The organism is Methylobacterium sp. 77, from assembly GCF_000372825.1.
In the GTDB taxonomy this organism is placed as follows: Bacteria; Pseudomonadota; Alphaproteobacteria; order Rhizobiales; family Beijerinckiaceae; genus Methylobacterium.
In genome coordinates this window covers 168227-181546 of the sequence record NZ_KB910516.1, presented here as the reverse complement: position 1 = coordinate 181546, position 13320 = coordinate 168227, and the positions used below count along the sequence as shown (strand labels likewise).

Annotated in this window: 7 protein-coding genes; 4 read left to right on the top strand and 3 right to left on the bottom strand. The window is 67.4% G+C overall.

The features are described from left to right. Window positions 1–107 precede the first annotated feature (107 nt). Window positions 108–434, bottom strand: coding sequence for an Hpt domain-containing protein (locus A3OK_RS0100725; protein ID WP_019903018.1), 327 nt, complete (start codon window positions 432–434; stop codon window positions 108–110). A 292-nt stretch (window positions 435–726) separates the two neighbouring features. Here A3OK_RS0100725 and A3OK_RS0100720 point away from each other — a divergent pair, with 292 nt between their 5' ends. Further along, window positions 727–8331 (top strand): hypothetical protein, encoded by a 7605-nt coding sequence (locus A3OK_RS0100720; RefSeq protein ID WP_019903017.1) that lies wholly within the window; start codon window positions 727–729, stop codon window positions 8329–8331. Window positions 8332–8386: 55 nt separating this feature from the next. Here the strand turns inward: A3OK_RS0100720 and A3OK_RS0100715 are convergent, their stop codons facing one another. Together A3OK_RS0100715 and A3OK_RS0100710 are read right to left on the bottom strand one after the other, a co-directional pair. Next, window positions 8387–8827, bottom strand: coding sequence for a DUF1489 domain-containing protein (locus tag A3OK_RS0100715; protein WP_019903016.1), 441 nt, complete (start codon window positions 8825–8827; stop codon window positions 8387–8389). 53 nt (window positions 8828–8880) lie between these two features. After that, a complete protein-coding gene (locus A3OK_RS0100710) occupies window positions 8881–9858 on the bottom strand; it encodes a hypothetical protein (protein ID WP_026596795.1) in 978 nt (325 codons plus the stop codon). Between the two features lie 182 nt (window positions 9859–10040). Between A3OK_RS0100710 and A3OK_RS0100705 the strand changes: the two genes are divergently transcribed. The 3 genes from A3OK_RS0100705 (at window position 10041) to A3OK_RS0100695 (ending at window position 13287) form a co-directional block, all read left to right on the top strand. Then, complete coding sequence (locus A3OK_RS0100705) at window positions 10041–11222, top strand: MFS transporter (protein WP_019903014.1); 1182 nt, start codon at window positions 10041–10043, stop codon at window positions 11220–11222. Window positions 11223–11287: 65 nt separating this feature from the next. Further along, window positions 11288–12457, top strand: a complete 1170-nt coding sequence (locus A3OK_RS0100700) for an MlaE family lipid ABC transporter permease subunit (protein ID WP_019903013.1) — start codon at window positions 11288–11290, stop codon at window positions 12455–12457. A gap of 14 nt (window positions 12458–12471) precedes the next feature. Beyond that, window positions 12472–13287: an ABC transporter ATP-binding protein gene (locus A3OK_RS0100695; RefSeq protein ID WP_019903012.1), complete on the top strand. Its 816-nt coding sequence runs from the start codon at window positions 12472–12474 to the stop codon at window positions 13285–13287. The last annotated feature ends 33 nt before the right edge of the window (window positions 13288–13320 follow it).

The following is a 13320-nucleotide window of genomic DNA, read 5'->3' as shown; positions in this document are numbered from 1 at the left end:
TGCCTTGAAGGGGCGGACCATCGAATGCAAGCGGCACCGGCCCGATCGCTCGACATTCATGCGCTTACGTCGCAGATGCCGAGCCGTTCCCTCCACCGGAGGGAAGATCAGGCAAGTGCGTCGATTTCCGCCAGGGTAGATACCACCGCGTCGGTGAGATCGGCGAGAACCGCCGCCGGAACGTCGGCGTCCCGTCTCAATCCATCCTCGATGCCAGTGCTCAGTTCGGCGACCCGGCCCGCTCCCACGCCGAGTGCGGACCCCTTCAGGGTGTGGGCGAGGTCGGCCCGGGCGCATCGATCGATAGCCGTATCGGCAATCCCCGGCAGCAGCCGGCGGCATTGAGCCTCGAAGAGCCCCAGCAATTCACGGGCGAGTTCGTCGTCGCCGAAGGTCTGTTCGGCGAGGTAGGCGTGATCGATCAACCTGGTCAATTGTCCCCTCGCCTAAACCGAACCCCGTGATCGGGCTTCGTTCGGCCAGGCTATCCACAGGAGCGCCCGGCATCGTTCGCTTCCGTTTAAGCCTTGGGGCATCATGCATAAAGCCGACGGGATGGAGCCGGCACCAGGCTTGGTAACCATTCCGTTAAGGTTTTTTGGACGGTTCGACCCACTCGGGTATCCGGGTCTCGCGCCGAGGTCTAAACTTCCTTGGTAAATTGGTAAAAATGTCGTCGATCACCGGATGCGGCCGGCTTCTGCGACCTGCGTAACGAGGCGTTGTATGGCCACGGAAAAGAAGCTCAAGGACCCGGCCGAGGCGGCTCTTTCCGCCATCGAGCAGGCCCTCAACCTGGACTTCCCCTCGACCCAGGCGACGGATCCCCGTGTCGAGCCGCGGCTTCCTGACGTCGGCGACGGCGATCCGTTGAGCGAACAGAACGGCCGTTTCGTTCCTCCGCGCCTCGATCTCGACCAGCCCCTGGCCTCCGATCTGCCTCCGCCGGACCGCAACCGGCCGCGCCGGGAAGGCGGATTGCTGCCGCCCGACCGCTCGATGGTGGCCAATGACGACCGCCAGAACATCGGCATCCTGCAGCAGACCCTGCGCGTTCGCCCCTCCGGCAAGCCTTATATCTTCGCCGCACTCGCCTCCGCTGTCTGGTTCGGCGCACTTCTCGCTCTCGTCTGGAACCAGTCGGGGGGCGAGTTGAAGGCCTTCTTCACAGGCATGACCGCGCTTCAGGCCGCCGTCGGCGCGACTGCCTTGGTCGGCCCGGTCGTCCTCTTCGCGATCATGGCGATGCTCGCGGTCCGTGCCCAGGAGATGCGCCTCGTGGCGCGTGCCGTGGGCGAGGTCGCGATCCGTCTCGCCGAGCCCGAGAATTTCTCGACCGATGCCGTCCTCACGATGTCGCAGACGGTCCGCCGCGAGGTCGCGGCCGTGGGCGACGGCGTCGAGCGTGCGCTGGCCCGTGCCGGCGAGTTGGAGACCCTGGTACGCGGTGAGATCGCGACCCTGGAGCGCGCCTATTCCGACAACGAGATCCGTATCCGTTCGCTCGTGGACGAACTGGTCGCCCAGCGCGAGTCCATCGTCGCGAATGCCGAGCGGGTGCGCGGCGCGATCACCGGTTCGCATCAGAACCTGACCCAGGAGCTCGACGGAGCGGCCGAGCGCATCGTCGCCGCGGTGACCGGCGCCGGCGATCGGGTGACCGGCGCCCTCGACGCGCGCGGCGAGGCGATCACTTCGGCACTGGGCAATCGTGGCGATGCCATCACCGCCGCGCTCGGCGAAGCCGGAGACCGTGTGGTCGGCCTCGTGACCGATCGTGGCGACGACCTCGTCCAGCGCCTCGCCAGCACCAGTGAAGGTGTTCGCAGCAGCCTCACCGAGGTCGGCAACACGCTGACGCAATCTCTCGAAAACCGCGCCGCCGACGTGACGCTGGCCTTCGAGCGGACCGGCGGAATGCTCACCGCGACGCTGGCGGACAATGCCGGCCAAGTGGCGCGCACCCTCGCCCAGACCGGGATGGAGGTGATCGAGAGCCTGAACCGCCAGGGTGGCGAAGTCCGCCAGACCTTCGAGGATTCCGCACGCGGGCTCGAGAGCGCATTCCTCGCCCGGGGCAATGAACTCACCACGAACTTCTCGAATACCGGTGGCGAGATCACCGCACGCTTCGCCGAAACCGGCACCGCCCTGCGCGAACATTTCGCTGCGACGGGTGCAGCGCTCACCGAGGACATCACCCACCGCGGCACGGCCCTGCGCAACGAGATCGAGGCTGCCGGCAGCGGTGTTTCCCAAGCGATCGAGAGCCGCACTCGCGAGGCTCAGGCCGGTCTGGCGCTGGCTTCCGAGGGCATCGTCGAGACCTTCGCCGCCCGGACGGGAGCCCTCCGCGACGACCTGGTGCGGTCGATCGAACATGCCGGCTCCGGCATCGACGAGCGCGCCGGAATCCTGGCCGAGCGCATCGACTCCGTCTCCGCCCGCCTGCACGAGACCCTCACCGTTCAGGGCGGGACGCTCGAGAGCAACCTGACCTCTGCCGGGGAGCGGATCGGCGACCTCGTCACCCTGCGTGCCCAGGAAGCCGCGCTGGCGATGGATGGCGCACTTGCGTCGCTCGGGACCAATTTCGAGACCAGGGCCCAGGGTACGGTGGACAACCTCCGGAGCACCGTGGCGAGCCTCAATGGCGAGATCGATGCCCGCTCGGCGGAGGCCGCCACCGCGATCCGCAGCAGCGGCGAGGACACGGCCTCGGTCGTCAACACCAGCATCCGCCGCCTGAACAAGGCCGGCGAACAGGTCGGTGGGCTCGTCACCCAGCGCGTCGAAGACGCGACCCTCACCCTGACCGGTGCCTTCGGCGTCCTCGGCAGCACCTTCGATTCCCGCTCGACCGGCGCGATCGAGAGCCTTCGCGTCGTCCTCGACACCCTCGGCAGCGAGATCGGGTCCCGCACCAGCGAGGCCGCCGACATCTTCCGCCGCAGCGCGGAGGAGACGACCGTGGCGCTCGGTGCCAGCACCGCGGAAGCGGCCCAGGCGCTCCGGCGCTCGTCGGCGAGCGCCACCGGCGAGCTCGAAGCCCGCACGGTCGAAGCGGTACAGATTTTCGAGCGCCGGCTCGCCGCTACCTCCGGCGAGCTTGCCGCTCGCACGGAGGAAGCCGCTCAGCTCCTCCAGCAAGCCGCCAGCGGCCTCAGCGGAGAAGTGGGAGGACGCGCGCAGGACGCGATGGAGGCCCTGCGCCGCACGCTCGCGGAGATCGACGAGACCCTGGTTCACCGGGCCACCGAAGCGACGGGCTCGATCGCCCGCGCTGCCGAGAATGTCGGCAGCGAGCTCGCCGCCCGGATCAGGGACGTCGAGACCGCCTTCGGCACGCATAGCCGCGGCATGACCGACCTGATCACGAGCCACGCCGAGGAGGCTCACGGTCAGCTGGCCAATACCGGCCGCGACATCGTCCTGGCCGTCACGGCTCAGAGCGCACGCGTCAACGACGCCCTCGCCCAGAGCAGCGCGAGCTTCGCCGACACGACCGAGAGCCGGGCGAAGGCCATCGACACCGTGCTCAACGACCGCCTCGCCGCGCTTCAGGAGACGATCGCCCGCGGCGATATCCTCGCCGACCGCATCGCGCGCGACACCTCCGCCCTGAGCGAGACCGTCTCCGGTCAGTTGCAGGAGATGGACCGGGTCATCACGGTGCAGGGCAAGGCCGTGGCCGACACCATCTCCGAGCGGACTCGCGAAGCCCGCGAGACCGTGGAGAGCCAGCTTGGCGCCCTGGAAGAGCGTTCCGTGAAGCGCACCGCCGAGATCGGCGAGACCTTCACCCATCTGGTGAACCAGATCGACGGGCAGCTCGGCTCCCGCGCCACGGCCCTCAACGAAGCTCTGATCCTGCGGACCGGCGAGATGGCACGCATCATGGTCGAGGGAAGCCGTGACCTCGTCCAGACGCTCGACGCCCGCGCCGACGGCATGGCGCAGGACATCGCCGCCCGCAGCCTGAGCCTGGGCGACACCCTGGGAAGCCGCTCCACCGAGATCGCCGAGCGCTTCGAGCGCCAGAGCCTCGAACTGTCGCATCGACTGGAAGAAGGCGTCGGCCGCTTCGATACCGGGGTGATCGGGCGCCTGGATTCGATCGCCGCGGCTTTGGAGGAGCGCAGCCGCCTCATCGACGAAACTTTCGGGTCACAGGCCTTCGAGGCGATCCGCCTCATCGAGAGCCGCACCCGGGCCGTGGACGAGGACCTCTCCAACCGCACCCGCGAGCTCGTGGAGATGATCGAGAGCCGGACGGGGCATGCCAACGATGCCCTCGCCGGACAGGCGGAAGCGATCCGCGCCTCGTTCTCGAACCGTGCGGAAGCGCTGGGGGCGCTCATCGACGAGCGCACGGCGGCCATGGGCCAGGAACTCGACGAGAAGGGACGCATCGTATTCGGGGCTCTCGGGACCCGCATCACCGAACTGGCACACCTGTTCGATCGTGGTGGTTCATCCCTCGCGGAACTTCTCGAACAGCGCAGCGACACCGTGATCGCTCGCCTGCGCGAGGTCGTCTCCGATGCGGACCGGCTCTTGGGCGAGGGCGAAGGCCGGCTCGGCTCGACGCTGCACCAGCGGACCACCGATATCAGCAGCCTGCTCGATGAGGGCGTGCGCACCGTCCACCAGCTCCTCGACAACCGGACCAACGAGATCCGGACCATGCTGGACGACCACTCGCAGGTTCTCACCAGCAGCTTCGACGACCGGCTCGCGCCGCTGCACGACTCGCTCGACCAGCGTGGACGGACCTTCGTCGATACGATCGAGGCCAGCCTCGGCGGTGCCGCCGGTGCCGTGGAAACCCGTACGCGTGACCTGATCGCGCTGTTCGACGAGCGCATCGGTGCCCTCAACGAGCTCGTGGACGGTCGCGGCTCCCAAATCGCAGCATCGGTCGAGGCGCGCACTCTCGGCCTTCGGACATTGTTCGACGACGTCCTCACGGCTCTCGACGGGCTCGTGGATGGCCGTGCCGAGGCCCTGACCGACCGGGTCGATGCGCGCACTCAGGCGATGAGCGTCCTGTTCGACGAGCGCCTGCTCGCCCTCGACAGCCTGGTGGCGAACCGTTCGGCCGAATTCGTCCGGACCCTGGACACGCAAGGCTCCGTCCTCACCCGCTCGGTCGATGCGGGCACGGCCATGCTGAGCACTCTGTTCGACGAGCGCCTGCGCGCGCTCGATCACCTCGTCGAGACCCGGACGGCGCAGCTCGCTCACACGGTCGACGACCGCGGCGGCACCCTCGCCCGGTCACTCGACGACAGGACGGGCTCACTGCGCGCCCTCTTCGAAGATCGGCTTCGTGAACTCGACACCATCGTGGAGACCCGGACGGCGGAATTCGCCCGCACCGTCGAGAGTCAGGGCAGCGCCCTGTATCAGTCGGTCGATGACCGCACCCATGCCATGGGCGCACTCTTCGACGAGCGCCTGCGCGCCCTAGACGATCTGGTGGACAACCGCGCAGCGGAGTTCGCTCGGACCATCGACAATCGCGGTACATCACTGAGCCAGGCCGTCGAGGCCAGCGCCCAGGTCATGGCCACCGTATTCGACGAGCGCCTGCGCGCGCTCGACGACCTGATGAACAACCGTACGGCGGAGTTCACGAGCACCATCGACCACCAGGGCCTATCGCTGACCCAATCGGTGGATGCCCGCACTCAGGCTATCGCATCCCTGTTCGACGAATGCCTGCGGGCCCTCGACCAGCTGGTGGACAGCCGCGCGGCGGCATTCGCCCGCACCATCGACAACCAGGGCACCGCCCTGACCGAGGCGGTGGATGCCCGCAGCGAGGCCTTCACGAACCGTATCGACAGCCGGATGAAGGTGTTCGCCTCTCTCGTCGCCTCACGCGGCGATGCGCTGGCCAATGCCTTCGACGACCGCCAGGACGCCTATGCCACTCTGGTGGACGGGCACAGCGCAACCATGCTGGCCGCTTTCGACGAACGGGTCGACCGCCACGCCGCCCTGGCGCAGGCCCATGCCGATGCGCTCGCCACGGCTCTCGATCAGCGCAACGAGGCCGTCGCCGCCCTCATCGACGGGCGCAACCAGGACATGATCGCCGGCTTCGATCGCCGGTCGACGGCCCTGGCTACGCTGATCGAATCCCGCGGGCAGTCGCTGTCACGCCGCCTCGCCGAGAGCGCGGAGACCATCACCCGTGCCATCGAAGAGCGCGGAGGATCGATCGCGGATACGATCGACGGACGCGGAAACCTCGTCGTCGAGGCGATGGCGACGCATTCCGAGCGCCTTCGCGACATCGTCGAAGGCCCGGCGTCCCAGCTTGCTGCGGCGCTTGGAGAGCGCAGCCAGGAGATCGAACGCATCCTCAACGAGTGCGGTACGCCTCTCGCAGACACTCTGCGCGACCGGGTCCGCGACCTCACCGAACAGTCGGATGCATCCAGAAACGCACTCTTGGCGGCCATCGATGGCGGGGCATCTCGCGCGCTGGCGACCCTCAACGAAGCAAGCGATCGGCTTCGCAGCGAACTCGGCGGTGTCCTCCATAGGGTGGAAGGTGCGAACGCGGCCCTTCGCGAGCTGGTCAGCGATGCGGGGGAGAATCTTGGCGCCATCGAACAGGGCCTTTCGGGCCGGGTCGAGCAGGTGCAGGCAACGCTTACCGCGATCAGCGGCGAGACCGAGCGCGCCAGCAGCAGCGTGGCCGAACAGGTCGATCGGCTCAAGGCGGTGGCCGAGGGCGCATTGCGCGATGCTTCCGACCTCGCCAAATCGCTCGATGCGCGCGGAAGCTCGCTGACCGAGATCGCCCGCACCCATTCCGGCACTCTCACGAACGCGGCGGGCTCGCTGGAATCCATCGAGGCGCGCCTCGTCGATCTTCTCGCCAACCGCGACAAGGCGGTGGAGGAGGTGCTGACACGCATCGAGGCGCGCTCCGGCGCCCTCGAAGAGCAGACCGCGCGCTTCGACACGCTGATGGCCGAGACCCTCAGTTCCGCTGAGGAGCGGGCTCGTGGTATCGCCACCAGCTTGTCGGATGCGGCCCAGAGTGCGGGCGCCAGCGTGACCGGAGCCTTCGAGGGCCTTCGCGACAATGCCGGCAACGAGGGCGAGCGCACTGCCGCCGCCGTCCGTGCGGCGATCTCCGGTGCGTCCGAGCAGATGATGGTGGTGTTCGAAGGCGCGGCCGGACGCTTCGGCGACTCGGTCGCGGGTATGCGCGAGATGGCAGCGGAGATTCGTCGCGAGTTGGACGCCACGCGGGCGGATCTGCAGCGCGGCGTGCTGGCAATTCCACGCGAGACCGAAGAGGCCACCAGTGAGATGCGCCGGGTCGTGTCCGACCAGATCAAGGCGCTGAACGAACTGTCATCACTCGTCTCGCGGTCGCGGCGTGGCGTCGACGTGGCGGAGCCGGATGGTGGCCCTGCCCCAATCGCAAAGGCACAGACCGCGCCGGCCCCCGCGCCGCGCAAGGCCGACGCTCCGGCCCCGAAGCTTCAGGAGGCCAAGGCTCCGGACTCGATCGCCGCGAAGCCCAAGCCGGCGGAGCCCGATACGGTCGGGACCGGTGCCAATGTTCCTGAAGCGAAAGCCCGTGAGGACAAGGCTCCCGAGCCTCGCACAGGCCAGCAGATGAGCATCGTCTCCGCTCCGGCGGCTACGGGCCGGGCTGCCAGCCAAGCTCCCCTGCGTTCCGGTGAAACCTCGCGCATCCCCGCCCCGGCCGGTCGCGGCGGGCGCGACAACAGAGGCTGGCTCTCGGACCTCCTGACCCGCGCCTCCCTCGATGACGACACGGATGGGTCCTCTCCGGCGAAGACCCCTCCCGATCGTGCCGAGCAGTCCAAGCCCGGAGTGGTGAAGGCGGAACAGGCCAAATCGGAGGCAACCAGACCGGAGGCGAACAAGCCGGATTCGACCAAAATCGAGTCCACGCGAACCGAGCCGAACAAGGCCGCCGTGGAGCGGAGCCGGACGGCCCTCGAGACGATCTCAACCGACATCGCCAAGATGATCGAGCATCAGACGGCGGTGGAGTTGTGGGAGCGCTATCGTCGCGGTGAGCCGAACCTGTTCGATCGCCGCCTCTACACGGCGCAGGGTCGGCAGACCTTCGAGGAGATCCGCAGGCGCTACGCGGCCGATGCCGAGTTCCGCCGGACGGTGGATCGCTATGTCGGGGAGTTCGAGCGGCTGCTCGGCGAAGTTTCCAAGAACGATCGCGACTCGCGGCGGGCCGATGCCTACCTCACCTCGGAAACGGGCAAGGTCTACACGATGCTCGCTCATGCGAGCGGTCGCTTCGAGGGGGCCTGAGATGCTGCGTCGACGGGACGGCGAAAGCCTCTCCGTCGACGCATCGAGGTGAACGTCAGATCAGGCCGAGGACGGAGAGTTCACGGCGCAGCGACTCGGGCATGTCGGCGAGGCCGTCGGACCGGTGCATGTCGAGATCGGCCGGTGCCGACCGAACCGTCAGATAGCGCCAGCCCTGAAACGGTCGGCAGGGGCGCGGATTGACCGCCACGACCACGGGATCGAGGACGAGGCGGCAACGTCCGATTCCATCCGTATCCGTGAACGGCTCGATCGCCATGATCGATTGACGGCAGCACAACGTGCCCTTGATGACCCAGTAGATCGAGCCCTGGCCGGCGATGGCCGAAGCCCGCTTCGGCACCATCCGCGTCACATGGAATGTGGAAGGATCGCGCCCCGCCTCCGACGCGTCGGCCCGATTGCGGGCGATGCGCTGTTCTAGCTCCTCGATCGTCGCGGGACCGACGCAGAGCTTCAGGAGATGAAGGGCCATGGCGGCCCTTTTATCAGCGCCGGAGACGCTGCGCGCGGTTGAATTCTTCAGGTTCAGGAGAACAGGGCGAGTTTTTCTTCCTCGCTCAAGCCGTCGATATCGGCGAAGGCCGTGGCGATGTCGGTCTTCTCCGCTGCGATTGCCGTCGGCTCGGCCTCGTCGTCCTGAACCTCGACAGGGGCGGCCTCGTCGTCCGAAACCTCGGCATCGGGCACTTCGTGAATAGGCCCTTCAGACATGGCCCCTTCGTCGGGCGATGACGTGTCCACGAACAGCACTTCGTCGTGCATGCTCTCCGAGACAGGCAAAGGAGGCAGCACGGGCTTGGTCTCTACCCGGTCGACGTCCATGTCGATGAAGCGATCCACGTCACTCTGGTCGAGGTCCGCGGCGACGTTCGGCAGGGTGGAGCCCGGTGCCGGCGGAATCGAGTCGACCTCGCCACCCCAGATCGCGATCATCGCCGCGAGGCGCTCTTCGAGATAGCGCAGGGTATGGATGATGCGGGCAGTGCGCTGCGCCGTCAGGTCCTGGAACGAGCAGGCAGTGTAGATCTCCGTGGCCCGGCGATCGAGCACGTCGCAGATCGACGGATCGGTGCCGGATTCGCGCAAGGTCCAGGCGGTCTCCTGGACCTCCTCCGCGGCGCCGAGAATGTCGGACGTTGCGCGCTCGGTGGAGCGGATGATCGCGTCGAGGGCGACGGAGGCGATGCCGAGCCGGCTCTGATCCTGGTCCACCGTGCTGATCGCCGCGATCTCGGCCTTGGTGCGGGCAATGGCGTGAGCCATGTCCATCAGGTCGCCGCGCATGCGCCCGACCCGCTCGCTCTCCTGGTCGGAGGGGCGGTCGGCCGTCACCGCGTGCTCGAGGCGCGAGATGGCGCCGAGCAGCATGTCGGTGTCGGCGGTCCGGTTGCGGCGGCCATATTCGGCGAGGAACCAGCGGCCGCGCTCGCTCTCGCTCATGGCGGCTTCGATCCGGTCGTATTCCGACGCATCGACCGATGTGAGCGAACGCATAACCGACATGAAACTCGTGTCCTTGATGGTGCCTCGCGCCATTGCGCGAAGTCGCGGGGACCAGCGGCGGCAGATTGACATGACGGCTTTAACGCCGGCTTTACGGGTCGGGTCTTCGTCAGCGGCCAGCAGCGCTTCGCCCTTCTGTCGCTTCGCATCTCAACCGAGCGGTCTTCTCCGTGTCACAACCCATGCCGGCGGAGCCGAAGGCGGCGCGTCTGTCGCTGCTCTATGCTGTGGTCTTCGTCGAGATCGGCATCGCCATGCCGTTCATGCCGGTCTGGCTGAAGGCGCTCGGCCTCGATGCGCGGATCATCGGAGCCCTGCTGGCGCTTCCCATCGCGATGAAGATCATCGCGACGACGCCACTCGTCGGGCTGATCGACCGAGGCGTGGCCGCGCGGCGCCTCCTCCTCGTCGGCAGCCTCGTGGTTGCGGCCACCTACGCGTTGATGCCGGCCGGTGCCGCGGTCGGATGGCCGATCCTCGCGCTGCTCGTCGCCGTCAATGCCGCCGCCGGCGCACCGCTCGTACCGACGATCGATTACCTGACCCTTGCCGCCGTCCGACATAGCAAGAGGCTCGACTACGCCCGCATCCGCATGGCCGGGTCCGTCGGCTTTCTCATCGCGAGCTTGCTCGGCGGGGCCGCCTTGAGCGGCATGGGAGAGCGCCTTGCCGTGCCGGTTCTTCTCACCGGCCTCGCGCTCGTCGCAGCGACCACCATCTTCGCGAGCCCAGTGGAGGCGCAGGTGCCTCGATCGCCGATGAAGACGGGCGAGCGCCCGCGCCTGCCCCGCGTGCTCTGGCTCTGCATCGGCGCGCAGGCGACGATCCAGGCGAGTCATGCGGCGACCTATGCGTTCGGCAGCATCCATTGGCAGGCCAACGGCATCTCTTCCTCGTGGATCGGCCTTCTCTGGGCGACGGGCGTCGCAGCCGAGATCGTGTTCTTTGCGACGGTCAGCCGCTGGCCCACTCGTTGGCGGACACCGTTCCGGCTAATCGGCCTCGGAGCCGTCGCCTCGCTCGTGCGAGTGATTGGGCTGTCCCAGTTCGGCAGCGACCTCGTGCCGGCCCTGTTCCTGCAACTGCTTCACGCGTTCAGCTTCGGCGCGACGCAGCTCGGCGCGATGACGGCGATCTCGGCCTTCGCGCCGGACGGCGCACGGGGTCGCGCCCAGGGCATGTCGAGCGCCGTCAATGCCTTCGCTTCGGCGAGCGCCACGATTCTCTGCGGTGTCGCTTATCAGGCCGGTGGAGGTAGCCTCGCCTTCGCACTGATGGCGCCGCTGGCCCTGTCCGGCCTGTGCCTGGTGACACTTTCCGCGCGCGTCGCAGCGAGAGGGCCCTTCACACGGCCACGTTTGTGAGTCAGCACTCAGCCGCAGATCACCAACCTTGACCAATCCGTAACCTTGATCTGCGTTTTTCACGCATGAACCGGGAGTTGCGCTTCGTGCGCCACGCTGAAGCCAGACAGAATCCAGATGTCGCCGAAGCCGTGATCCTCGGCGAGGGTGGACGCGTCGCCTTGAGCGGCCGATGGACTGCGGATCAGGGCTCGTCCGTGGAGAAGGCCGCCGCCCATATCGCCGGCCATGCCGACGGTACTCCGATCCTCCTCGATCTCTCCGACGTCAAACGCCTCGATACACTCGGCGCCTGGGTGCTGGAACGGACCCGCGGCGAGATCGAAGCCGCCGGCGGCCGCCTCGCCTATGCCGGCACCACGCCCGAGCACCGCATTCTCCTCGGCGAGATGAAGCTGCCGGACGATGGCTACATCGGCAAGCCGCAGCGCGGGCGTTTCATCGGCTTCCTGCACGATCTCGGAATGCGCGTCGTCGGGGCGAAATCCGATCTGGTGAGCGGCCTGGCCTTCCTCGGAGAGGTGGTGACGGCGTGTATCCGAGTCGCCTCGCGCCCCAGCACCTTCCGCGGCACGGCACTGGTCAACCAGCTCGAACAGGTCGCCTTCCGCGGCGTGCCGATCATCATGCTGATCTCGTTCCTGGTGGGCGGCATCGTCGCGCAGCAAGGCATCTTCCAGCTTCAGCGCTTCGGCGCGCAGAGTTTCGTCGTCAACCTGATCGGCCTGCTCATCCTGCGCGAACTCGGCGTCCTACTCACCTCGATCATGGTGGCTGGACGTTCGGGCTCGGCCTTCACCGCCGAGATCGGGTCCATGCGCATGCGCGAGGAGGTCGATGCCCTGCGGGTGATGGGCCTCGACCCGATCGAGATCCTCATCGTGCCGCGCATTCTCGCGCTGGTGATCGGCCTGCCGATCCTCGCCTTCCTCGCCTCACTGGCGGCTCTGGCCGGCGGCGGCCTCACCGCATCGCTCTACGGCGGCATGACCGTCGACGCGTTCCTGGCCAGGCTCCAGGCCGCAGTCTCGTTCCACCACGTGGCGGTCGGTCTGATCAAAGCGCCGTTCATGGCACTCATCATCGGAATCATCGCCACGATCGAAGGTTTCGCGGTCGAAGGATCGGCTGAATCGCTCGGGCGCCACGTCACGGCCTCAGTCGTGAAGTCTATTTTCATGGTCATCGTGCTTGATGGACTTTTCGCCGTGTTCTTCGCGGCCATCGATTTCTGACCGCCGTGAATCACATGTCCTCGCCCCCCGCGCAGTTCGACAGCGCCCCACCTCGCGACGTCATCATCGGCGTCCGCGATCTCGTGGTCGGCTTTGGCGATAAGATCGTGATGAAGGGGCTCAACCTCGACATCTATCGGGGCGAAATCCTCGGCTTCGTCGGCCCTTCCGGGCAGGGCAAGTCGGTGTTGACTCGGACCATCCTCGGCCTCGTGCCGAAGCGTTCGGGCACGATCGAGGTGTTCGGCGAGGATGTCGACGGAATGACCATGGCCCGCCGCCGGCAGATCGAGCAGCGCTGGGGCGTCCTGTTCCAACAGGGCGCGCTGTTCTCGGCCCTGACCGTCAAGCAGAATATCCAGATGCCCATGCGCGAGCACCTGAACCTGTCCGAGCGCCTGCTCGACGAGTTCGCGCGCCTCAAGATCGAGATGGTGGGCCTGAAGCCCGATGCCGCCGACAAGCTGCCTTCCGAACTCTCGGGCGGCATGATCAAGCGCGCCGCGCTCGCCCGCTCCCTCGCCCTCGACCCGGAAATCCTCTTCCTCGACGAGCCGACCTCCGGTCTCGACCCGATCGGCGCCGGCGAGTTCGACGAATTGGTGGCCACGCTGAAACAGACGCTGGGTCTCACCGTCTTCATGGTGACGCACGATCTCGACAGCCTCTACACGGCCTGCGATCGCATCGCGGCCCTCGGCGACGGCCAGATCATCGCGCAGGGCCCGATCGACGCCATGCTGGCGAGCGACCATCCCTGGCTGCGCTCTTATTTCCACGGCAAGCGGGCCCGCGCCATCGTGACCGGCGGGGTGCACGCCCATGCTTGAACACAGGAACCTGCGGACGGTCCACGCCTTGCG